The sequence below is a fragment of the Providencia vermicola genome (genome assembly GCF_010748935.1).
Classification (GTDB): Bacteria; Pseudomonadota; Gammaproteobacteria; order Enterobacterales; family Enterobacteriaceae; genus Providencia; species Providencia zhejiangensis.
In genome coordinates this window covers 3169379-3192918 of record NZ_CP048796.1, presented here as the reverse complement: position 1 = coordinate 3192918, position 23540 = coordinate 3169379, and the positions used below count along the sequence as shown (strand labels likewise).

The following is a 23540-nucleotide window of genomic DNA, read 5'->3' as shown; positions in this document are numbered from 1 at the left end:
ACTCGGTATACTACAAGTGTATTGAATGGTTGACTACCTGCATTTTTGTTAGCGATTTGGCTCTACATGCTTTTCCAATCCATTTATCTACTGTTTTACTACGTGTCGAATTATTTAGAGTATATATTGATGTAAATATATTTAATTTTTGAGCACTCTTATAGTCAGTCTATCGGTTAATAAGGTAAGCTCTAAAAATAGTGAATAGCAAGGAGAGGGTGTATGTATCTGGAACGTGTGGAAATATACGGTTTTAGAGGGATTAACCGGCTCTCATTAGCTTTGAATAAAAATACGGTTTTAGTAGGTGAAAACTCGTGGGGAAAGTCGAGTCTTTTAGATGCATTGACTCTCTTACTTTCACCAGAACAGGAACATTATCAGTTTAATAAGCACGACTTTTATCATCCAACGGGCGATGACACTTCGCGGTTTCGTTCATTACAGATAGTGCTTAAATTTTGTGAAAATCGGCCCGGACGCCATCGTTCATTTCGTTTTCGTCATCTTAGTTCTGTTTGGGTCGATAATGGTGATGATTTAAAACATATTTTTTATCGTGTTAGTGCAGTATTAAATGACGATGGAAGCATTAGTGTTGATCGTAGTTTCCTTAATGCGGGAGGAAACAAGTTATCTTTGGATAATGTCGGTAAGTATATTAAAGAAATTATTCGTTTATACCCTGTTATCCGTTTACGTGACGCCCGTTTTCTCCCCTCATTAAACACCGAGACCATTGTGTCAGGTGAAAAAGAAGTTCGTGATATTTTTAATGTACGTATGGAAGAACTGACGCGAGCCTTGATCAATAACCCACAAAGGCTGAGCGATGAAGAGTTAGTTGAAGGCGTTGATGCAATGCAGCAATTACTCAGCCATTATTTTGCTGGGCAAAGCGCATTCATGTTTCAAGAAAAGAATGAAACGATTAAAATTGAGCCCCGCAAACGTGGTTGGCAGGCCTTAGATAATATCAGCCGCATTATTGCTAAACCCAATCAACGTAATATCCGGTTGATTATATTAGGAATGTTTTCTTCTCTGCTACAATCAAAAGGCAATATGCAACTGGATAAGTATGCTCGGCCTCTCGTCATTGTCGAAGACCCTGAGACACGATTACACCCGATTATGTTGTCGATTGCTTGGGGGCTGTTAAATCTTTTTTCGCTACAACGTCTTACGACAACAAACTCAGGGGAGCTTTTATCACAGGTTCCCATTGAAAATATTTGCCGTTTAGTACGGGATTCCGGCAAAGTCTCTGCTTACCGTTTACGAGAGAATGAGTTATCCGCAGAAGAAATTCGTAAAATCTCCTTTCATATCCGTTTTAACCGGCCTTCTGCAATGTTTGCTCGCTGTTGGTTACTGGTGGAAGGAGAAACTGAAATTTGGTTGATGAATGAGTTAGCCAGACAATGTAATTATTACTTTGAAACCGAAGGGATCAAGGTGATTGAATTTGCACAAAGTGGTCTTAAGCCTTTGTTAAAGTTTGCCAATGGAATGGGTATAGAATGGCATACATTGGTTGATGGTGACGAAGCAGGCAAAAAATATGCGGCAACGGCGATTAGTTTTGCTGAAAAAATGCATGATACAGAGCGCGACCGATTAACACGGTTACCCGCACCCGATATGGAGCATTTCTTGTATCGTGAAGGCTTTGGACATCTTTACCACGAAATATCGGGGATCCCTGATAACGCAAAAGTGTCCACGCGACGAGTGATTATTAAAGCGATTTCAAAAGCCTCAAAACCTGACCTTGCGATAGCCATTGTTAACCGCGCGGCAGAATTAGGGCCCGACTCAATACCATCACAACTCAAAAGCATGTTTTCACGAGTCGCGTGGCTAGCGAGGGGGAAAGCTTACTAAGTAACATCATAAGCAGGTTTTGAAGAGAGTGAATTTTTGAGGGGGCGTAGCCCTCTCTTTATTGTTATAGGTATGGATTGAATGAGAGCAAATTCACGTAAAAAAAAGTGGCTGATTTCTTTATCAGTAATTTTGATTTTGATGGTTATCGCATTGTTATTTTTTGGGGGAGAACAAAAAGAAGTCTTTCAAACAGTTTCTGTGACGCGAGGTGATTTAAATAAGCAAGTTCAAGCAACAGGGAAACTGGACGCGGTCAGAAAAGTTGATGTTGGGGCGCAGGTTAGCGGGCAACTACAAACCTTGTATGTGAAAGAGGGCGATAACGTCAAAAAAGGCGATTTACTTGCTGTTATCGATCCCCAAAAAGCACAAAACGATGTTACCGAATCTCAAGAAACGATTCATGAGTTAGAATCTAATTTAGCCTTAGCAAAAGCGGAATTACGTTTAGCAGAGGTGACTTACCAACGCCAATTGAGTCTATCCAAACTTCAAGCGGTTTCTAAACAAGATTTAGATAAAGCGCAAACAGATGTTGAAGTGAAAAAGGCACAGGTAGCAACGTATCAATCACAGATTAAGCGTAATCAAGCCACTTTAGATACCGCTAAAACGAATCTTAAATACACGCAGATTACCGCGCCAATGGATGGCATTGTGACCTTTATTAAAACATTACAAGGTCAAACGGTGATAGCGGCGCAAGAGGCTCCTACCATTTTAACGTTAGCTGATCTCGATACCATGCTAGTAAAGACTGAAGTATCAGAAGCTGATGTGATTTATCTTAAGCCTGGTCAAGCGGCCTCATTTACCGTATTAGGTGCTCCCGATAAACGCTTTTCAGGGGTATTGAAAGATATTTTACCGACGCCTGAAAAAATTAATGATGCAATCTTTTACTACGCGCGTTTTGAGGTGCCTAATCCTCAGCATTTACTGAAATTGCAAATGACGGCACAGGTGCAAATTGATCTCGAATCACATAAAGATGTCCTGCTTTTACCTTTGTCGGCATTAGGCACAGAAGTTTCACCGCAGGTGTATGACGTTGAGATCCTTAATGGTGAAAATGCCGAGAAGCGCCAGATAAAAATTGGTAGCCGCAATGATATTTATGTTGAAGTCATTGATGGCTTAAAAGAAGGCGAACAGGTTATCACTAGTCGCAGCACGGTGGATTAATATGTCGGCCTTATTAGAACTGAAAGGGATAACTCGACGTTATCCCGCTGGTGAAACCGAAATTACCGTACTGAAAGACGTCTCACTAAAGATTGAAGCAGGGGAGATGGTTGCCATTATTGGCGCTTCAGGCTCAGGTAAATCAACATTAATGAATATCATTGGATGTTTGGATAAGCCGAGTTCAGGCGAGTATTTCGTTGCTCAACAAACAATTTCACAGCTTGATAATAATCAGTTAGCGGAATTGCGTCGAGAGCACTTTGGTTTTATTTTTCAACGTTATCATTTGTTAAGCCATTTAACGGCGGAGCAAAATGTTGAGGTTCCAGCCGTTTATGCGGGGGTGGGCAAAACACAGCGACGTCAAAGAGCGATTGAATTACTGGCCAAATTAGGGCTTAAAGAACGCGCAGAATATCGGCCTAATCAGCTGTCTGGTGGGCAACAACAGCGAGTCAGTATTGCACGAGCATTAATAAATGGCGGTCAAGTGATCCTTGCTGACGAACCTACAGGTGCTCTTGATAGCCATTCAGGTGAAGAGGTCATGAAAATCCTCAAAGACCTGCGCGCACAAGGTCACACCGTAATCATTGTTACTCATGATCCAAAAGTGGCCCAGCAGGCTGAACGCATCATTGAAATTAAAGACGGTGAAATCATTCGTGATTCCGGAACAGTGACAACGTCAGCACCACCGCGATTAAAAAAATCCGCCCCGAGAAAAATGTCCTTGTCACAAATGTACGGCCGATTCAGTGAAGCACTGTTAATGGCATGGCGTGCCATGGTCGTGAATAAAATGCGTACCTTATTGACGATGCTGGGCATTATTATTGGTATTGCGTCAGTCGTCTCTATCATGGTGATAGGGGATGCTGCACAGGGAATGGTACTTAATGATATTAAATCAATTGGTACGAATACCATCTCAGTGTATCCAGGCGAGGATTTTGGTAGCGATAATGCACAAGACCGGCAATCGTTAAAACCAGCCGATGTTGATGCCATTGCGAAGCAGCCCTATGTTCAAGCGGTATCTGGTGAGTTATCTCAATCAACTCGATTACGCCGAGGTAATTTAGATGCTTCAGCACGATTATTAGGCGTTGGGCGTGATTATTTTCAAGTTTATGCCGAAAAATTTTCTGAGGGGATGAACTTTACTGAAGATATGGTGAGACGTAGAGCTCAAGTGGTCGTGATTGATGCTAATACGAAACGACGTTTTTTCCCTAATCAGAAACAAGTGGTTGGTGAAACTATTTTGATTGGTAATATGCCAGCAACGGTGATTGGGGTATTAGCGGAACAAAAATCAATTTTTGGTTCAGATAATTCATTATCGATTTGGTTGCCTGATACCACCGTCAATAGCAAAATCGTAAACCGACCTTATTTGGATAGTATTGTTGTTAGGGTTAAAGAGGGTATTGATGCCAAAGTAGCAGAGCAACAAATCACTCGTTTGTTAACACTGCGACACGGTAAAAAAGATATTTTTACCTATAATATCGACACGCTAGTGAAAACCGCCGAAAAAACCACGCGTACGATGCAGCTATTTCTCACCTTAGTGGCTGTTATTTCACTGGTTGTTGGCGGGATTGGGGTAATGAATATCATGTTGGTGTCTGTAACAGAGCGCACACGAGAAATTGGTATTCGTATGGCTGTAGGAGCACGAACGAGTGATGTGATGCAACAATTTTTAATTGAGGCAGTGCTCGTCTGTTTGATGGGGGGAGGAATGGGCATAGCCCTTTCTTATGGTATCAGCCTACTTGCTCAAATGGCATTACCTGGCTGGGAGTTTGTTTTTCAGCCAATCGCGTTGATTAGTGCATTTGTGTGTTCGACTGCGATCGGTATTATTTTTGGGTTCTTACCTGCAAGAAGTGCCGCTAGATTAAACCCTATTGATGCGTTAGCCAGAGAATAATTTCCCTCTTTTTTCAAATTTGTGAAGCACCTCTAATCATTAAAGAGGTGCTTCAACATCCTTATTTTTATATTAATTTCCCTTCTAAAGGTTTTGTTTTCCGTCTTTAGTAATATTTCGACACCTAAAAATATATCTTAAAAGATAAATTTTACTTGCGATTTGGTAGCGAAGGCGGATATCATTCATCTCGTGGAATAAATGAAACCCAGTTCCATAAAATGGAACCGGATAATAAGCCAAAAAAAATTTAACAGCAAAGATTCTCACAGCAGGAATACTAAAATGGCGAATAAAATGGGTGAAGATTATTCTCTGGCTAGGGTACCTCTCAGTGCCCGTCGGCCATTTTATGAAGTCCTAATAATCCGTATTGGTTCACTGGCCTGTGTTTCACAGGTGATGTTAGGGGCCGCTCTCGGTTATGGACTGACTTTTTGGCAAGCGTTTTGGGCCACCATGCTAGGTTCAGTTATTTTACAAGTCGTTAGCTGGGCATTAGGTGCAGCTGCGTGCCGCGAAGGAATGTCAATCAGTCTACTGTCACGGTGGTCTGGGTTTGGTAAGTTAGGATCTGCTCTGATTGGTGGCGCTATTGCGATTTCACTGATGGGGTGGTTCGGCGTACAAAACGGTTTCTTTGCGGATGGTATGTATAAAGCGACGAATGTGCTAACACCAGGGACTTGGTCGCTTATTACAGGTATTGCGGTGACGATTATTACGGTATATGGGTATCGCTTTTTATCTATTACCGCCAATATTTCAACGCCGCTATTTTTACTCGCGTTAGTCTGGGCAACTTATAATCTGCTTTCAGGGCAGGATATTAGTGTCCTTATCAGTAGTGCTGAACCAGCAGGGCCTCTTATGACTTTACCCGCGGCCATTACTATGGTTGCTGGTGGGTTTATTATTTCCGCTGTCACAACGCCCGATATTAGTCGTTTCATGAAAAGCCCAAAAGAGGTTTTTTGGATGACTCTTATCGGGACTTTTTTTGGTGAGTTGTTAGTTAATATGATCGCCGTATTGATGGCGCTGGCATTACATACGTCTCAGGTATTCGATTTGATGATGACACTAACTGGGCTAGTTGGCGCATCAATTGTTATCTTCTCAACCATCAAAATGAACGATATTAACCTATATTCATCATCTTTAGGTTTTTCGACTTTATTGAACGCTATTTTTAATAAACGTTTTGATCGTCGTTATCTCACATGGGTCATTGGTATTTTTGGCACTATTGCTTCAATGCTAGGTATTTTAGATAACTTTATTGGTTTTCTGATTTATTTAGGAATAGCGATTCCGCCTGTTGCTGGCATCATGGTCATTGATTACTACTTATTAAAACGTGATCGTAAAGAATTAGAGACAACAAGAGCGAAAGGGGAACTCCCACTGACTTGTGAGGCGTTTAACCCTATTACGCTAATTGTTTGGATCATTGCTGTGATCGTCGGTTGGCTAAGTTCTGAATTAGGTCCTTTTAATGCCGACTTTGGTGTACCTGCACTGAATTCACTGCTTGCAAGTGCTCTTCTATATTGGATTGGAATGCGTTGGCAAGCTCGCATTAGAGGTGTTGATACGGTTCAATTCCGTAAAGTAAGTCACTCAGATTAAGGATGAGAGCGATGAGTAATCACATCGTTAAAGTTGCGCTTGCACAATTTAATTCTACGCTTGGTGATAAGACCCAAAATTTACAGCGTATGACGGATTTTTGTCATCAAGCCGCTGAACAAGGCGCTAAGCTGATCTGCTTCCCTGAATTGGCAACAACAGGTTATCGAGGCGATTTGCTCTCTACGCGATTATGGGATCTTAGCGATAGTACAGGCAGTGAAACCTATCAATTATTCAGTTCACTGGCTACCCGTTTGGATCTCACTATTGTGAGTGGTTTTGCCGAAAGAGGTCATTATTTAGGCGAGGTATATAACTCTGTCGGTGTCTGGAACCCAGGGTGTGAAGATATCAGCGGTGTTTTTCGCAAAGTTCATGCATTTGGCATCGAAAAACAGTGGTTCAGCTGTGGCAGTGACTATCCCGTCTTTGAGACGCCAATCGGCAAAATAGGCATCATGATTTGTTATGACATGGGCTTCCCCGAGGTGGCACGAATTCTGACTTTAAATGGTGCAGAATTATTGATCGCACCTTCTGCATGGTGCATCCAAGACAGAGACATGTGGGATATTAATACCGCTTGTCGTGCTCTTGAAAATGGGACTCACGTGCTAGCAGTGAATCGTTGGGGTCATGAAGGTGATTTACATTTGTTTGGTGGAAGTAAAATTTTAGGTCCTAGAGGACAACTTCTTAATGAGGCTCGCTGTGATAGCGAGGCATTGCTCATGGGAGAAGTAAACTTTCTTGTTCAGGCACATACTCGCCTGAATATTCCTTATTTAAGAGATCGAAAACCACAAAGCTATCAGGCATTGGTGCAAAATTCTCCGTTTACAGGTGAGTTATGAGTATTCTCTCAAGTGTTGTCGATGTATACCGTTTGTTTCTTCGCTCAGGCGATGAGCTTACAGTGACAACGTTAGTTAATGAATTGGGAATGCCAAAAAGCTCTGCATCGCGTTTATTAAAACAGATGGCGGAGTATGGCTTACTCGAAAAGAAAAATGATGCGCCTATTTATCGTCCGGGTTTGATCATTATGGAATTAGCTCATCATGCTAGAGGGATGAACCCTGTTATTGATATGGTGCTTGAATCGCTGGATGAGCTGACGAAAGAAACGGGTTATACCACTTATGTCTCTTTAAGAGATAAAGATAAGGTTCGGGTCGTGCATGCCCGAATTGGTAATAGTATGTTGCAAGTCATCACTCGACCGGGAACTAAGTTACCGATAGCGGGGACTTCGACAGGAAAAGCCTTGCTGTCTCGTAACTCGTTAAGCGAGCGCGAGGTGATTATTTGCCAAGAACCACAAGAGAAACAAGATCAGTTACGTCAAGAACTGAATATGATTGAAGAACGGGGTTGGGCATATTCGATTAATGAATCGGTTCCAGGAGTGGCTTCTGTATCGAGTACTGTTTATGACCCAGCGCAAGGTACCCTCTATGCATTGTGCTTGAGTTTACCTGCATCACAGATTACGCCTGAATTATTAGACCAGCTAGCCACACAAATATGTCATAAAGCATCCTATATTGGCAGCATGGTAGGCGATTCTTATTGGTTAAAACGTAGTATTAAACCATAAACATAACAATTAAATTTTATAGTGCGTGAATACGCCTTCACCAGGAAATAGGGTCAATTATCTGTTGTTATTCTCAATAATTTGCGAAATAACAACAGAATTGACCTGAAGTTGTAAAAATACCAAGGGTAAAATATGAGTTTAAAACAGACCCTGTGCGCTTACGAGTTAATCGATAGTGCCGTTGTTAGTGGGGATGATATTGTTGCCTTATTTAAGCATTTCACTGGCGTTGAGGTATCCTCAAAAACAGTGCAAGACGAAAAAGGGCAAAGTGATTTTGTTCGTATAGTCATTCCAGGAAGTCAGGGGAAATTACAAGGTAAAAACACACCGACACTTGGCATTATAGGTCGTTTGGGCGGAATTGGCGCGAGGCCATCGCGTATTGGCGTTGTCTCTGATGCCGATGGTGCGATCGCGGCGATTGCGGCGGCGCTAAAACTCGCCAATATGCGTGAAAGCGGTGATATTTTGAAGGGTGATGTGATTATAACAACACATATCTGCCCAACAGCACCGACCCGTCCTCATAGCCCCGTTGATTTTATGGATTCCCCTCTTAATGATGAGACGATGAATCAACATGAAGCCATTCCTGAAGCTGATGCCATATTATCGGTAGATACAACCAAGGGAAATCGCTTACTGAACCACAAAGGGTATGCATTGTCGCCGACAGTTAAAGAAGGTTATATCCTACCGGTTGCTGAAGACTTATTGCGATTAATGGAATGGAGCAGCGGGCAACATGCGGTGACCTTCCCACTCGCAGTGCAAGATATTACACCTTACGGTAATGGCTTACACCACATCAATAGTATTATGCAACCATCGGTATCAACCACAGCGCCTGTGGTGGGGGTTGCTATTTGCACACAAACGATTGTCCCGGGGTGTTCCACAGGTGCCAGCCATGAAGTGGACATTGCTGCCGCGGTGAAGTTTATGATTGAAGTTGCTAAAGAATTTAGTAGCGGGCATTGCCAATTCTATGATGAAGAGCAGTTTGCTTTACTTAAATCACTTTACGGTGACCTATCATTTTTGCAAACACACAGCCGCCCGCGCTGATCTCTGCATATTGTTTAGAAATAGACACAGTTAACTACCAAAAATTGTCATGTCATCATTACTGAACGCATGAAGTAATTAACTGTGCTCTATTAGGCTGAATTATTCTTGAGGCGTTGCCTCCGCACTTGTATTATTCAATGTACCATTTTCAATCGGAATGATGAGATTGGCATGGTTTCCTTTTGGGCCAGTATTAATACTAAAATTGACTTTCTGGCCAGCCTTTAATGTCCTGTAACCATCCATCTGTATGCAGGAGTAATGAGCGAAAATATCTTCTCCCCCATTTTCTGGGCAGATGAAACCAAAGCCTTTGGCGTTATTGAACCATTTAACTGTACCTGTCTCCATACATCGTCCTTCGTATTTACAAGTTGTGTTTGACATAAATGCATAATCACTATGCATCGACTAAGTATAATTACCCATATTGACTGTCTGCAAATCATACTGTAGTGAATTGCCTTCGGACGTCAAGCGATCAGTTTGCGGATTTTTGGCAAAGTGATAAAAATTTGATATGGCTAACGCTCCTTCCTTTATAAACTTTGAAGTTGGTCACAAACTATTGGTCATATGAGTTACTTTGAATAGCGTGTTACACTGTTATTAGAGTGAATCAATGATTGATAAAACAAATGATTCTCACGACATTTAATTGTTATCTTGATTAATAGAAATCATTGATAATAAAGGTTATGCTTAATTGAATCTTAACTCCGAGCACGACAAGTAATGAGCGATTTTCTTGGTACATTTAAAACAGATGTCATTATTAAGGATGAAGTGGAACAAGTCTTACAGCCACCTTCAATGTATAAGGTTATATTAAATAATGATGACTACACTCCAATGGATTTTGTTGTTGAAGTGTTACAAAAATACTTTTCTTTTGATGAAGAACGCGCTACACAGATAATGTTAGATGTTCATTTTCAGGGAAGAGGGGTTTGCGGTATTTTTACGGCAGAGGTTGCTGAAACAAAAGCGGCACAAGTTAACAGCTATGCGCGCGAACATGAGTACCCTTTGTTGTGCACAATAGAAAAAGTGTGAACTAGCTAATATCAATTTTGGGAGGTGCTTATGCTCAATCAAGAACTGGAGCTTAGTCTGAACGTCGCATTTGCAAAAGCGAAAGATAATCGACACGAATTTATGACAGTGGAGCACCTGTTGCTGGCATTATTAAGTAACACGTCAGCGCGTGAAGCATTGGATGCCTGTAAAGTTGACCTCGTTGTCTTGAGGCAAGAGCTTGAGCACTTTATTGCGCAAACGACACCACTGTTACCTGAAAATGATAATCGTGATACGCAACCCACTTTAAGTTTTCAGCGTGTTCTACAACGCGCTGTTTTCCACGTTCAATCATCTGGGCGTCATGAAGTGAGTGGTGCCAATGTTCTTGTGGCAATCTTCAGTGAACAAGAATCACAAGCCGCTTATTTATTGCGTAAACATGACGTAAGCCGTTTAGATGTTGTTAACTTTATTTCTCATGGCACCATTAAAGGCGAAAACCCAGCGCAATCTGAGCAAGATGCCGCTAATAGCCAAGTTAGCAATGAAGAGCAGCCTGTTTCCGATGATCACATGGATAACTTTACGACGAACCTCAATCAATTGGCGAAACAAGGCAATATTGACCCTCTGGTGGGGCGTCAGGCCGAGCTAGAAAGAACCATTCAAGTTCTGTGCCGCCGTCGTAAAAATAACCCATTGTTGGTCGGTGAATCAGGCGTAGGGAAAACCGCGATAGCGGAAGGGCTTGCATGGCGTATCGAGCAAAATGATGTACCTGAAGTGATGAAAGGCTGCACTATCTATTCACTCGATATTGGCGCTTTGTTGGCAGGGACTAAATACCGTGGTGACTTTGAAAAACGCTTTAAATCACTGTTGAAAATGTTGGAAAAAGACAGTAAAAGCATTCTTTTTATTGATGAAATCCATACTATCATTGGTGCTGGCGCAGCGTCTGGTGGACAAGTGGACGCCGCAAACTTAATCAAGCCATTACTGTCAGGCGGCCGGATTCGCGTGATTGGTTCAACAACCTATCAAGAATTCAGCAATGTATTTGAAAAAGATAGAGCGCTTGCACGCCGCTTTCAGAAAATCGATATTGTAGAGCCTACAGCAGAAGAAACCGTTCGTATTATTAATGGGTTAAAACCAAAATACGAATCTCACCATGATGTTCGCTATACCGCGAAAGCGATTCAGGCGGCAGTTGATTTATCCGTTAAATATATTACGGATAGACATTTACCTGATAAAGCAATTGATGTGATCGATGAAGCAGGGGCGAGGACTCGCTTAGTCGCACCCAGCAAGCGCAAGAAAACAATCGGTGTGCCTGAAATTGAATCTGTGGTTGCACGTATTGCGCGTATTCCAGAAAAAACCGTTTCTTCAAGTGATAAAGAGCGTTTGAAAACCTTGGATGCCCGTTTAAAAATGTTGGTGTTTGGGCAAGATGATGCGATTGCAGCGTTAACTGAAGCGATAAAAATGAGTCGTGCTGGTTTAGGCCAAGAGCATAAACCGGTTGGTTCTTTCTTGTTTGCAGGTCCAACAGGTGTTGGTAAAACAGAAGTTACCGTGCAGTTAGCTAAAGCGCTTGATATTAAATTATTGCGTTTTGACATGTCCGAATACATGGAGCGACATACTGTGAGCCGTTTGATCGGGGCTCCCCCAGGGTATGTTGGGTTTGACCAAGGTGGCTTATTAACGGATGCAGTGATTAAACATCCTCATTCAGTAGTGCTACTGGATGAAATTGAAAAAGCACATCCAGATGTGTTCAATATCCTGTTGCAAGTCATGGATCACGGTACTCTGACTGATAATAATGGGCGCAAAGCGGATTTTCGTAATGTTATTATTGTGATGACGACTAACGCGGGGGTTCAAGAAACACAACGCCGTTCTATTGGATTTGCTGAGCAAGATAATAGTACTGACGCCTTATCTGAAATTAAGAAAGTCTTTTCGCCTGAGTTCCGTAACCGCCTTGATGGCATTATTTGGTTCAACTCATTGTCGGTTGAGATTATCACTCAGGTGGTGGATAAATTTATTGTCGAGCTTCAAGCACAATTGGATGAGAAAGGGGTGTCTATTGAGGTTAGCCAAGCGGCTCGCCGCTGGTTATGTGAGAAAGGCTATGATAAGGCAATGGGAGCCCGACCCATGGCACGTGTTATTCAGGATAACCTGAAAAAACCATTAGCAAATGAGTTGTTATTCGGTTCGCTAACTAATGGTGGCTCGGTGAGTATCGGGCTTGATGAAAAAAGCAACACACTGACATATAGCTTCAGTAGCGTGCACAAGGCCTCTCCGGAGGATGCGGTATTCTGACAAATAGACCACAGGTGTGTTGTGCAATAGCACACCACCTGTGGCTGTATCAGGCCTTGCCTGAAGAGATAGAATCAGCGGCTACGGAAAATGATACGGCCTTTGCTCAGGTCGTACGGAGTTAACTCTACAGTTACCTTGTCGCCTGTCAGGATGCGGATATAGTTTTTACGCATTTTTCCAGAAATGTGGGCAGTCACTACGTGACCATTTTCCAGTTCAACACGAAACATTGTGTTTGGCAGGGTATCGAGTACTGTGCCCTGCATTTCAATATTGTCTTCTTTGGCCATCTAATCCTCTAAGTCTAATAACCATGATTTTTAACGGGCAAGATAATGCCCAAAAACCCTCACTAAGTAAAGAAATGTCGCATTTTAAAGCGATTTTTCTTGAGCAGTGTGGGCATAAAATAGCTTAAAGCCAGAATTCGCTATTCGAATAATGACTGTATTTCAATCGATTGCGGTAACCAGCAGGCGGGATCAATCGCTTTGTTACGCCACCGATAAAGAATATGTAAAAAATCCCGACGGGATATTTCTTTTGCGCCTAATGAGGCGGTATGGTGGTTAAGTACCTGACAATCAAAAAGCTGCCCATTATAGCGCAAAAAATGAAAATAGAATGTAATAAAAGCAACTTTGGATGCATCATTCATTCTACTGAACATAGATTCGCCACAAAATAGGTGCCCTAGGTTCACGCCATATAGGCCGCCAACCAGCTCTTCACCATACCAAGCTTCGACAGAATGTGCGACCCCTTGTTGATGTAGAGCCTGATAACCAACGCAAACTTCAGGCACAATCCATGTTCCCTCTTCACGGATAGCACACGCCTCAATAACCTCGTTGAAGGCATGGTTGATGGTGATGCGATATTTTTGCTTTCTCAATAATTTTTTCATTGAACGGCTAATATGCAATTCACCCACCATTAAAACAGCTCGGGGGTCAGGCGACCACCACAATGGCATTTCACCGGGATTAAACCAAGGAAAGATACCATCATAATAAGCAGCCTTAAGCCGTTCAGGTGCTAAATCGCCGCCTATTGCTAACAGGCCATTAGGTTCCCGCATGGCTTCATGCACTGGCGGGAATAAATAGGAGTCATCATCGAGTTGGTACATGATGTGCCTCACAGAACCTGTTGTTGCAAATGGCGTTGACGAAACTGGAAGTAACGTCCTTTTGACGCTAATAATGCTTGATGCGAGCCTTGCTCAATAATTTCACCGTTATCCATCACGCAAATGGCATCCATTTGTTCTATGCCTTGCATACGGTGCGTGATGACAATCAGTGTTTTCTCGGCACATTTCTCTTTCAACAACGAAAGGATTTGTTGTTCCGTTTGTGCATCAAGTCCTTCAGTGGGTTCATCCATTAAAATTAATGGCGTGTCATGTAGAAGCGCGCGAGCGATACCTAAACGACGTTGCTCCCCACCTGATAATTGTCGACCGCCTTCACCCATCCATGCATTAAGTTTTTGTTCATTCTCAAGCAAATTGCCGAGGCCGACTTGTTGTAGAACTTCATTAAGTTGCTTATCGGTCGCTTTATCATTCGCAAGAAGTAAATTATTACGTAGCGTATCACTAAAGATATGCACCCTTTGTGGAACGACAGACATAATCGCACGTAGAGCTTGCTCACTATAGTCACGGATATCCTGCCCGTTAATGTTGATCATACCACTATCAACATCCCAAGCTCGGGTTAATAGCTGTAATAATGTCGATTTGCCGCAACCTGTTTTACCCAATAAAGCAATATGTTGGCCTTGTTTTAGTGAAAGTGACACTTGTCTTAAAACAGGGAAAGGCTGCTCAGGATAAGTAAAAGAAATATTATCGACGACAAGGCTTTCCAATTGAGGTAGCGATAAACCTTTTTGTGGAAAGGTGACTTCAGGTTTGGCATCGATTAATTGAGATACTCGCTCCGCTGAAGCGATCACTTGGCCCATATGTTGAAATGCAACGGCCACAGGCCCTAAGGCTTCAAAGGCGGCTAATGCACAGAACACAAATAGAGCGATCAACGCACCAGGGTTTGTGTTCCCTCCGACATGATCTGCTGCCATCCACAACAAGAGTGTTGCAGTAAAGCCGGAAGCAAACAGGATAATCCCTTGGGATAACCCCGTTAGGCTAGCTTGCTGTTGTTGACGTACTTGCCACTGACTTTCAATATCAGACAATGTTTTACGAAAACGGGGAAGGGCACCGAATAAGGTCAATTCAGCTTGCCCTTGCAAGGCCGATGTGAGCACTGTGCGATAATGCGCGCGTAAATGCGTCAGTTCTTGACCGATAGGCTTGCCTGCTCGGTAAAATACGAATGGCAATGTAAACAGTAACAAGAGCATGATGCAACCAAGTGTCCACGCTAAGCGAGGATCAAGGAAGCTCAAACCAAAAATCAGGACGAAGATCACCACAAAAGCGGCAAAAATAGGTGATAGCACACGTAAATACAGATGGTCTAAGGTTTCCACGTCAGCAACCAAGCGGTTAAGCACCTCGCCTTGACGGAAGCGACTAATTCCGCCTGGTGACAGGGGTAATATTTTGCTGAAGGCGAAAACACGTAAATGTGCCAATACTCGGAATGTCGCGTCATGGCTGACTAATCGTTCAGCATAACGTCCTGCTGTCCGGAAAATTGCGGCGCCTCGCACTCCAGCAGCAGGCAGCATATAATTGAAGTAGTAAATACCGGGGAAGCCGGCAATAGCCGCGCCTGCTAAGAACCATCCAGATAAGGTGAGGAGCCCGATGCTGGCAAGTAAAGTCACGATGGCTAAGATCATGCCGAGTAGGATCAGAAACCAATGACGGCGATAGAGTGCCAGAAAAGGTAATAGAACTCGCATTATCAAAGCTCCTCATTACGATGGGTCAATAAACGGGCAAATGGCCCAGCGGATTGACTCAGTTCTGCATAATTGCCACGCTGAATGATTTGGCCATTTGCCATCACCCAAATTTGGTCATAATTAACGGTTTCTTCCAGCAAATGGGTGACCATAATTGTCGTTTGCTTTTGCGCTAGCTGGTTTAGAGTATGCATAACGCGTTGTTCGCTGTGTGCATCAAGGCTGGCGGCAGGCTCATCAAGCAATAAAATACGGGATGGTTTTAACAGTGTACGCGCAACCGCAACACGTTGTGCTTGCCCAACCGATAATCGTGCCGCATAGTCTCCAAGACGGGTATTTAAGCCATCAGGTAGCATAGGAAGAAACTCTGAGACATAAGCGTCATCCATTGCTTGTTGTATCTCTGCTGCTGAAGCGTTCGGTTTACCTAAACAGATATTCTCGACGAGTGTTTGCTCAGGTAAATGCGGATTTTGCCCAACCCAGCCAATGAATACTCGCCATTTTTCATGGCAAAGCTCGTTCAGTTCATCACCGTTAATTTTAATTGAACCTTGATAAGGCAAAAACCCTAACAATAGATTAAGTAAAGAGCTTTTCCCCGCGCCACTTTGCCCAACAATGGCAACGCGTTGTTGTGGTTCAATAATAAAATCGAGAGGGCCGACAAGACGTTGGCCGTCATGAGAAAAAATTTCTAATCCTTCGGCTTGGATGCGAATAGGTTGATCGAGCGGTGTTTTATTGCCTGTTTCGGTTACCTGTTCGCCATCGCTTTCTAACAAGGTCACGAGGCTTTCGGCCGCACCTACTGCTTGTGCTTTCGCATGATAATAGGTGCCCAGATCGCGTAGCGGTTGGAAGAACTCAGGGGACAGGATTAAGGCAAGAAAACCCGCAAACATGGTAACAGGTAAGCCATAGCTACCAAAATTTAGCTCGCCGAGATAAGAAAAACCGAAATAGACGGCAACGATAGCAATTGAAATAGAAGCAAAGAACTCTAACACCCCCGAGGAGAGGAACGCCATTCTGAGTACTTCCATGGTTCGTGAACGGAAATCTTCGGTTGATTCCCGAATTTGTTGAACCTCTGCTTTTTCACGGAAAAATAACCGCAAAGTATCTAACCCGCGTAACCGATCCAAAAAGCTGCCACTGAGGCGACCTAGCGCAATAAAGTTACGACGGTTGGCATCTGCCGCACCAAGGCCGACCAGCGCCATAAAAATGGGAATCAATGGCGCTGTCGCAAAAAGTATCAAACCCGCTGCCCAGTTAAATGGAAAGATGGCAATCAGGATCATCATTGGAATGATACTTGCCAGATACATTTGCGGTAGGTAGCGTGAATAGTATTCTTGCATATCCTCGATTTGTTCGAGAACAATCGTTGCCCAACTCCCCGCGGGTTTACCTTTTACCCACACAGGACCTAATTGTTGCAACTTATTCAAGACCATAGCGCGAACTTCTTGGCGTACGACTTGCCCACAACGAAAGCCAACACGTTCTCGAATTAAGGTTACGAGCGCACGTAATACAAATACGATAAGGAGCAGTACAAAGGGGGTAACCAATTGTTCCCGAGGGATATGATCCATAATCAGTGCTTGCAGTATCACCGCTAAGAACCATGCTTGAGCGATAATGAGCAGGCCACTAACAACGCCTAATAGCATAGAAATGCGTAACCAGCGTTTTGCCGATGTACTATGCTGTTTTAACCAACGTACCAATTCAGTCTGTCTTGTTTTATCCATAATGATCAGTGTGCAGGTATAGTTTTATATTGAGAGTGTGCCGCTAGCTAAAATAAGTGATAGGTTACAGCATAACGGAATTTTTTATCTATCATAACAGCTTCTTTGCGATATGTTGCATAATAAAAGTGTGTTATTAAAACAGCCCAGATAATTGTTATTGATATGTTTTATAAAGGTAAAGAACAATCGACGGTTATTTGAAATTAAAATCAAGAGAATGAATAAATAATTTATCGGTATCCTCTAATCGTGCCATTGATATATGAAGTTAAGGGGAGCCTAAGCAATTCCATCATATTTAATTGGGAATAAATATAATAGTAGGTAATAGCTTTACTTATCAGTATTGCTATTACCTCCAGTGTTAACTTGATTATTTTGGCACAATTTGACGCCATTCTTTAGGTGCTAAGCCAAATTGCCCATTTAACAGTTTATTCCAAGCCGTATTTAGCGATTCTGACGAATCATACTGGTGTGTTTGTGTATCCACAACGAGCCAATTTTCTTCTTTTTGCTGCCAAATAAGACAATCAAAATAATTGCTTTCTTTATATGCATAACACATCACAACGTCATCACGCCCATCTTGGTTGACATCGGCCATAAAACCAAGACAGTTATTAGGCTCAACACTTGCAGTACAGTACCATTCATATGATTTATCACTGATATTCCACCAACTATCAGGCAAATCTGCACTGTTTTTCGCTATTACTAACACATCTTTGAGTGATCTCCTGGATTCGTCATAAGGCATCACCATTTCAAGCTGTTTTTTATAGTCTGGATTCAATTTTAATTGTGCTAAGGCTTGTTTACCGTCGGGACCTAATTGACCTAAATCACGGGCAAGCATTGGGTTAACTTCAATTTTCCCCTTTTCAACACCGGCTAATAGGCTATTTAATGTTATCCGCTGGAAATCAAAAATAGGGCTATTAATGAGCAAAATAGTGGCAATTAAGCCTAAGAGTGCCACTTTGTTAATGGTGCCTAATGTTAGTACCCAACGTTGCCTTTTGAGGATCACCACAACGCTATACGCTAAAACAACAGCAGTGAAAAAGAGTGCGATTGTAGAGGCATATAAACGCTCAACACTCCAACTGTATTGATTGACACGAATAAAAATACCGTAGAGTGATAGGAAGGAGAAAACATTCAGCAAAAGAATGCTCAATAACATAAACGGGGTTAGCCATGAAGGGAGCTGATATTGATAACTACCATCGCCATAAGTTAGGTTAATTAAAATAATATTGAGGAGTAAAAACCACAATAGCGTGATAGAACCAAAATCTGAATATTTCAGTTCCGTAAAAGATGAAAAGAGAAGGCCAATCACGAATACAATGGCAATAACATGTAAAACGATCAAGAAGAAGCGGGCGATATAACTTACGAAATGACTTAATTGAAGCTCAAAGTTGGAGCGTAAAAAAATCAGCCCTATGTTAAAGCCTAATGTAAAGCTTAACCATAAGGTAAATTCATGGCTCAATATATCGTGCAAAAAAAATAAGTTAACAGTTTGAAATAAGAAACTGGCCAGTAAAATGAGTGCGGTCAGTAATCCGCCAATCACTGAGGCCAGTATGCCTAATAGCGTATTTTTGATATAGAAACTAATCAAACAGGCATAATTGATCTGCCATGTACCAGAAAATTGACGCATTTGCATCCAAGGCAGTAAGACGAAAAACAGGATGGTTAATGTCAAAAATGCGAGAAAGAAGTGGGCATCGCTGCTTGATGCTGAGTGCCTAGCCTGCCATAAACTGATCCAAATCGTTAATAAAATGATGATCAAAATATTAAGATAGAAAACGCCTGCTTTAACTTGGGTAAATAAGTAACTGGTGGCAGAAGGAACAAAAATCGCGAGTAATAATGACAAATAAAAATATTGTTCACTTAAGCCAATCTCTTGCTGTACTGAATAATTCGTTGAGTAAAGAATAATCGTTGCTTGCACAATGGCAAGTAGGGCAACAAAAAGATAGGCGTAACGACTAACTGATTCTTTCAGTGTTTGCTGACCCATGAGGTTCCCTTTAGTAGAAGCGTATATTGGCGATGAGTTCATTATAGATTGGAGGCATCAAATACCTATTGAACTTGTTCTGAAAAAAACGGATGTTTCGATGAATTTGAATGAGAGATAGAAATAAAAAAGGCACCAGTTTAAGGTGCCTAATGGTGTTGATACTCGGCTAATATTATTTTTTATCCGCTAAACCATCTAAATAACGTTCTGCATCAAGTGCGGCCATACAGCCAGTACCCGCTGATGTAATTGCTTGGCGATAAATATGATCCATAACATCACCCGCAGCAAAGACGCCAGGAACAGAGGTTTGTGTTGCATTCCCGTGAGTACCGGACTGCACTTTAATATAGCCATTTTCTAAATCTAGCTGGCCATCAAAAATACCCGTATTTGGGCTGTGGCCGATGGCAATAAATGCGCCCATTACGTCCAGTTCTTCAGTTTCATCGCTCTTTGTATTACGTAAGCGAACGCCTGTTACTCCCATATCATCGCCGAGAACTTCATCCAGTGTACGGTCAGTATGCAGGATAATATTACCGTTGTTCACTTTGTCCATTAAACGGTCAACTAGGATTTTTTCAGCGCGGAAGCTATCACGGCGGTGAATTAAGTGAACTTCTGAGGCTATATTGGACAGATAAAGTGCTTCTTCAACAGCAGTATTACCACCACCAACAACGGCAACTTTTTGGTTACGATAGAAGAAACCATCGCAGGTTGCACAAGCGGATACGCCACGGCCTTTAAAGGCTTCTTCAGAAGGCAGGCCGATATAGCGCGCAGATGCACCTGTCGCAATAATCAAAGCGTCACAAGTATATTCTTTTTCATCACCAAAGAGGTGGAAAGGGCGCTGCTTGAGGTCAACTTTATTAATGTGATCAGAAATAATTTCTGTTTGGAATTTGGTCGCGTGTTCATACATACGATCCATCAAACCTGGACCTGTTAGGCCTTCAGGGTCACCCGGCCAGTTTTCAACTTCGGTTGTTGTGGTTAACTGACCACCTTTTTCCACCCCAGTAATCAGTGCGGGACTTAAATTGGCACGAGCAGCGTAGACGGCAGCTGTGTATCCGGCAGGGCCAGAACCCAAAATGATTAACTTGCGATGTATGGCTGTGCTCATGAATACCTCATTTTTAATTAAAAATAGCAATAATGGGATTGTAGGAGAATTGGCTAGCTAAAAAAAGTGATTTAAATACTAAGTAAATTGTAACTGGGCTATTTTTGCGATAGATAATAGTGATTAAAGTAAAAATTTGCTATGGCAAGTATTGTAACATCGGGGAAGCGGATTTTTAGGAATATTCTTGAATCCGGCTAGCGAAACGTTTGAATAGAAAAAAAAGCGAAATCTTGTACTGATTTTTATTCATTTGCTTTGACAATCGGCTGTGCATTTGCGAAAACATCTATGTAAGAGTTAATTATCTAGTGAACCAATGTAAACGGTGCATTTTTGTTCTAGACGGAAAGTTAACTTTACAACACTTATAACTTAACAAACAGGTAATCATTGTGAACAGGGTTTCCGTTCACGTCGATCTCAGCATTGCGCATAAAATTTGCTCCTGAACACGAATACCTAATAAATAAAGTATGAGCGAGGATGGTGCTGTTTTATAGGTGTGGGAAATAACAATTAGAGAAAGAGAGATAAAGAGATGATTGACAATAAAAAGCGTCCTGGAAAAGACCTCGACCGTATTGATAGGAATATTCTAAACGAACTACAGAAAGACGGGCGTATTTCAAACGTAGAATTGTCTAAGCGTGTGGGGTTGTCACCAACGCCATGTTTGGAGCGTGTTCGTCGTTTGGAGAGACAAGGGTTTATTTCTGGCTATACAGCACTACTGAACCCTCACTATTTAGACGCATCACTACTGGTTTTCGTTGAAATCACCTTAAACCGTGGTGCACCAGATGTGTTTGAGCAATTTAATACCGCGGTGCAAAAACTCGAAGAGATCCAAGAATGTCATTTAGTTTCTGGTGACTTCGATTATTTGTTGAAAACGCGTGTGCCTGATATGTCCGCTTATCGTAAGCTACTCGGTGAGACTCTGCTGCGTCTACCAGGTGTTAACGATACGCGTACATATGTAGTTATGGAAGAAGTGAAGCAAAGTAACCGTCTGGTTATTAAAACGCGCTAACTATCTTCGATAGTCTCATTTCTGGGCAACATAACAGATTGTTGCCGCACTGCTGTTTCAACGCTGAGTTTACTCAGCGTTGTTCCGTTTTTGATGTTGGATTTTCTCTCTTTTTAAGTAATTTTCCATCCACTTTCAGTCACGCCGTGCGTTGTTGATATGATTTTTTCTGAAAATACCCTAGATAACCGCAAGTTCTAGTTTCAATCTATTGATATTAAAGCTATAAATAATTAAGATTTTTAACATCAAATAGAAATTGAATCATCAACTGTAAGATGAAATACTGCATCTTGCAGTGCCTATAGTTGTTTAGTTTGCCATAGTGGCAACAAGTCACGCACAAGACGGTGATTGGTGTTAGAATGGCTTTCACAATGTGCTTATCATCATAGCGAATTCCGATGAATTCGTTTCGACATGGGTGACATCATTAGTCAGTAAAGAAACAGTAATGAGCCAAGAATATACAGAAGACAAACACATTCGATTTAAAAAACTCAGTAGCGGCAGACGACTACTCGAAGTCATTTTGCTGGCCATTTGTTTGAGTGCCATATTCTTAATGGTCGCATTGTTGAGTTTCAACCCTTCAGACCCGAGCTGGTCACAGACCACATGGAATGCGCCAGTTAAAAACTTGGGGGGAAGTGTTGGCTCATGGAGTGCGGATATTCTCTTTTCTGCTTTTGGGATCCTTGCATTTGCCATCCCGCCGTTATTGTTGCTTGGTTGCTGGAGCATCTATCGCTATGAAAGCCAGCGTCGTTACATCGACTTTTTCTCACTCTCATTACGTTTGATTGGTGGGTTAGCACTGATCTTATCATCCTGTGGCCTCGCTGCACTTAATTTCGATGATTTGCCCAATTTCTCTTCTGGTGGCGTGATAGGGAGTGTGTTCAGTAACGCTATCATGCCATGGTTCAACGCATTAGGTGCTACACTTGCCTTGCTTTTTCTATGGGCAATCAGCTTTACGCTATTTACAGGCTGGTCTTGGTTGACGATAGCGGAAAAAATTGGTGCTGCGGTACTAATCCCTCTTACGCTGATGACTAACCGTGCACGTGGTGATGATACTGTAGACTATGACGTGGAAGAAGCAGAAGATGCTTTGCAACGGGCACAAGAAGCTGAACGTCAGGCCATCGAAAATTTCGATGCGGATAGCGACGATGTATTATTTTCTTCACCCACAATTAGTGAATTAGCCGCGGTTGACGTGGATGAACCACAAGCGACAACACAACCCGTGGCAATGCAGACTGAACACACGGATACCCCGGTGGCCTCATCCCTAGCAGCAGAGGATGAAAATTTACCCTCATTTTCAGCCACCGAGCAGCAAGAGGCATATCACTTTGAAGTGCCTGACGATTATCAACCAGTTGTGTACGATAGAGATTTTCAATTTAAAACGAATGAAAATCCGCAAGCACCAAGCCACGCGGTACAGCAACCTGAAAATAGTCTCAATGATGTTTCGACTCACTCAATGAATCCAAGTCGTGAACAATCTGTTGATTGGCAATCCTTAAATCATGCACAACCTCAAACAGCATCGCCATCATTAAGTTGGCAACAAGCTGAACAACAAAAGCAAGCACCGATTGAACAGAACACACTTTCTTCATTTTCGGGGCCGTCGGGTGCACAAAATACACCTGAGCCAACAATGCCTATTTCACCGGTAAGCGATGCCGTATCTCAGGCAAATGGGCAATCGATGTCTGATAGGGTTGCCGACCCTGCGGCATTAGCAGCAGCAGGAATTTCTGTTGCGGCACTGGAGCGCCATGCACAGGTAAAACAAAACTTAGAGCCTGAATTACCTCGTCCAAATCCTGTGCGCCTGCCAACGCGTAGAGAGCTGTATGGTATTCGAATTCCTTCACAGCGTGATGCTGAGCTTCAGCGTCGCAAGGAAGAAGCATTACAACGCGAGCAAGTTTAT

The 23540-nt window shown here is 42.4% G+C and carries 17 protein-coding genes and 1 pseudogene; 11 read left to right on the top strand and 7 right to left on the bottom strand.

What is annotated here, in order from left to right:
* The first annotated feature begins 222 nt into the window (after positions 1–222).
* The 7 genes from G3341_RS14385 (at position 223) to G3341_RS14355 (ending at position 9329) form a co-directional block, all read left to right on the top strand.
* Entirely contained in the window at positions 223–1887 is a 1665-nt protein-coding gene (locus G3341_RS14385) for an ATP-dependent nuclease (protein ID WP_154621788.1), read from the top strand.
* A gap of 81 nt (positions 1888–1968) precedes the next feature.
* Positions 1969–3075, top strand: a complete 1107-nt coding sequence (gene macA / locus G3341_RS14380) for a macrolide transporter subunit MacA (RefSeq protein ID WP_154621787.1) — start codon at positions 1969–1971, stop codon at positions 3073–3075.
* Between the two features lies 1 nt (position 3076).
* The gene (gene macB, locus G3341_RS14375) at positions 3077–5020 is read left to right on the top strand and encodes a macrolide ABC transporter ATP-binding protein/permease MacB (RefSeq protein WP_163862667.1); all 1944 of its coding nucleotides are present in this window, start codon (positions 3077–3079) and stop codon (positions 5018–5020) included.
* Between the two features lie 285 nt (positions 5021–5305).
* The gene (locus G3341_RS14370) at positions 5306–6652 is read left to right on the top strand and encodes a purine-cytosine permease family protein (RefSeq protein WP_154623182.1); all 1347 of its coding nucleotides are present in this window, start codon (positions 5306–5308) and stop codon (positions 6650–6652) included.
* An 11-nt stretch (positions 6653–6663) separates the two neighbouring features.
* Positions 6664–7509, top strand: coding sequence for a nitrilase-related carbon-nitrogen hydrolase (locus G3341_RS14365; protein WP_163862665.1), 846 nt, complete (start codon positions 6664–6666; stop codon positions 7507–7509).
* Positions 7506–8255 (top strand): IclR family transcriptional regulator, encoded by a 750-nt coding sequence (locus tag G3341_RS14360; protein ID WP_154623178.1) that lies wholly within the window; start codon positions 7506–7508, stop codon positions 8253–8255. Before G3341_RS14365 ends, G3341_RS14360 begins: the two co-directional genes overlap by 4 nt.
* Before the next feature lie 135 nt (positions 8256–8390).
* The gene (locus G3341_RS14355; protein WP_154623177.1) at positions 8391–9329 is read left to right on the top strand and encodes a DUF1177 domain-containing protein; all 939 of its coding nucleotides are present in this window, start codon (positions 8391–8393) and stop codon (positions 9327–9329) included.
* 102 nt (positions 9330–9431) lie between these two features.
* Here G3341_RS14355 and cspD read toward each other — a convergent pair whose 3' ends face one another.
* On the bottom strand, positions 9432–9683 hold the full coding sequence (gene cspD, locus G3341_RS14350) for a cold shock-like protein CspD (protein ID WP_154623175.1): 252 nt from the start codon (positions 9681–9683) through the stop codon (positions 9432–9434).
* A gap of 384 nt (positions 9684–10067) precedes the next feature.
* On the opposite strand from cspD, the gene clpS reads away from it, so the two are divergent.
* Positions 10068–10388: an ATP-dependent Clp protease adapter ClpS gene (clpS, locus tag G3341_RS14345; RefSeq protein WP_163862663.1), complete on the top strand. Its 321-nt coding sequence runs from the start codon at positions 10068–10070 to the stop codon at positions 10386–10388.
* A gap of 30 nt (positions 10389–10418) precedes the next feature.
* The gene (gene clpA / locus G3341_RS14340; protein ID WP_154623172.1) at positions 10419–12704 is read left to right on the top strand and encodes an ATP-dependent Clp protease ATP-binding subunit ClpA; all 2286 of its coding nucleotides are present in this window, start codon (positions 10419–10421) and stop codon (positions 12702–12704) included.
* A 74-nt stretch (positions 12705–12778) separates the two neighbouring features.
* Here clpA and infA read toward each other — a convergent pair whose 3' ends face one another.
* The 6 genes from infA to trxB form a co-directional block, all read right to left on the bottom strand.
* Positions 12779–12997, bottom strand: coding sequence for a translation initiation factor IF-1 (gene infA, locus G3341_RS14335; RefSeq protein ID WP_004244560.1), 219 nt, complete (start codon positions 12995–12997; stop codon positions 12779–12781).
* Between the two features lie 140 nt (positions 12998–13137).
* On the bottom strand, positions 13138–13839 hold the full coding sequence (gene aat / locus G3341_RS14330) for a leucyl/phenylalanyl-tRNA--protein transferase (protein WP_154623170.1): 702 nt from the start codon (positions 13837–13839) through the stop codon (positions 13138–13140).
* A gap of 8 nt (positions 13840–13847) precedes the next feature.
* Entirely contained in the window at positions 13848–15590 is a 1743-nt protein-coding gene (gene cydC / locus G3341_RS14325; RefSeq protein ID WP_154623168.1) for a heme ABC transporter ATP-binding protein/permease CydC, read from the bottom strand.
* 2 nt (positions 15591–15592) lie between these two features.
* Complete coding sequence (gene cydD, locus G3341_RS14320) at positions 15593–17359, bottom strand: heme ABC transporter permease/ATP-binding protein CydD (protein WP_154623166.1); 1767 nt, start codon at positions 17357–17359, stop codon at positions 15593–15595.
* A gap of 376 nt (positions 17360–17735) precedes the next feature.
* Positions 17736–19409: a DUF7057 domain-containing protein gene (locus G3341_RS14315; protein ID WP_163862661.1), complete on the bottom strand. Its 1674-nt coding sequence runs from the start codon at positions 19407–19409 to the stop codon at positions 17736–17738.
* A gap of 175 nt (positions 19410–19584) precedes the next feature.
* Positions 19585–20547 carry a thioredoxin-disulfide reductase gene (trxB, locus tag G3341_RS14310; RefSeq protein WP_154623163.1) on the bottom strand — a complete coding sequence of 321 codons (963 nt, stop codon included), beginning with the start codon at positions 20545–20547 and terminating at the stop codon, positions 19585–19587.
* Positions 20548–21088: 541 nt separating this feature from the next.
* On the opposite strand from trxB, the gene lrp reads away from it, so the two are divergent.
* Complete coding sequence (gene lrp / locus G3341_RS14305) at positions 21089–21583, top strand: leucine-responsive transcriptional regulator Lrp (protein ID WP_004918089.1); 495 nt, start codon at positions 21089–21091, stop codon at positions 21581–21583.
* 454 nt (positions 21584–22037) lie between these two features.
* Positions 22038–22550, top strand: a pseudogene (locus tag G3341_RS20985) (DNA translocase FtsK 4TM domain-containing protein); the annotation flags it as partial.
* Positions 22551–23540 lie beyond the last annotated feature (990 nt).

Coding starts and splice junctions, on each gene's coding strand:
- G3341_RS14385 (WP_154621788.1), top strand. CDS start 223: ATGTATCTGGAACGTGTGGAAATATACGGTTTTAGAGGGATTAACCGG.
- macA (WP_154621787.1), top strand. CDS start 1,969: ATGAGAGCAAATTCACGTAAAAAAAAGTGGCTGATTTCTTTATCAGTA.
- macB (WP_163862667.1), top strand. CDS start 3,077: ATGTCGGCCTTATTAGAACTGAAAGGGATAACTCGACGTTATCCCGCT.
- G3341_RS14370 (WP_154623182.1), top strand. CDS start 5,306: ATGGCGAATAAAATGGGTGAAGATTATTCTCTGGCTAGGGTACCTCTC.
- G3341_RS14365 (WP_163862665.1), top strand. CDS start 6,664: ATGAGTAATCACATCGTTAAAGTTGCGCTTGCACAATTTAATTCTACG.
- G3341_RS14360 (WP_154623178.1), top strand. CDS start 7,506: ATGAGTATTCTCTCAAGTGTTGTCGATGTATACCGTTTGTTTCTTCGC.
- G3341_RS14355 (WP_154623177.1), top strand. CDS start 8,391: ATGAGTTTAAAACAGACCCTGTGCGCTTACGAGTTAATCGATAGTGCC.
- cspD (WP_154623175.1), bottom strand. CDS start 9,683: ATGGAGACAGGTACAGTTAAATGGTTCAATAACGCCAAAGGCTTTGGT.
- clpS (WP_163862663.1), top strand. CDS start 10,068: ATGAGCGATTTTCTTGGTACATTTAAAACAGATGTCATTATTAAGGAT.
- clpA (WP_154623172.1), top strand. CDS start 10,419: ATGCTCAATCAAGAACTGGAGCTTAGTCTGAACGTCGCATTTGCAAAA.
- infA (WP_004244560.1), bottom strand. CDS start 12,997: ATGGCCAAAGAAGACAATATTGAAATGCAGGGCACAGTACTCGATACC.
- aat (WP_154623170.1), bottom strand. CDS start 13,839: ATGTACCAACTCGATGATGACTCCTATTTATTCCCGCCAGTGCATGAA.
- cydC (WP_154623168.1), bottom strand. CDS start 15,590: ATGCGAGTTCTATTACCTTTTCTGGCACTCTATCGCCGTCATTGGTTT.
- cydD (WP_154623166.1), bottom strand. CDS start 17,359: ATGGATAAAACAAGACAGACTGAATTGGTACGTTGGTTAAAACAGCAT.
- G3341_RS14315 (WP_163862661.1), bottom strand. CDS start 19,409: ATGGGTCAGCAAACACTGAAAGAATCAGTTAGTCGTTACGCCTATCTT.
- trxB (WP_154623163.1), bottom strand. CDS start 20,547: ATGAGCACAGCCATACATCGCAAGTTAATCATTTTGGGTTCTGGCCCT.
- lrp (WP_004918089.1), top strand. CDS start 21,089: ATGATTGACAATAAAAAGCGTCCTGGAAAAGACCTCGACCGTATTGAT.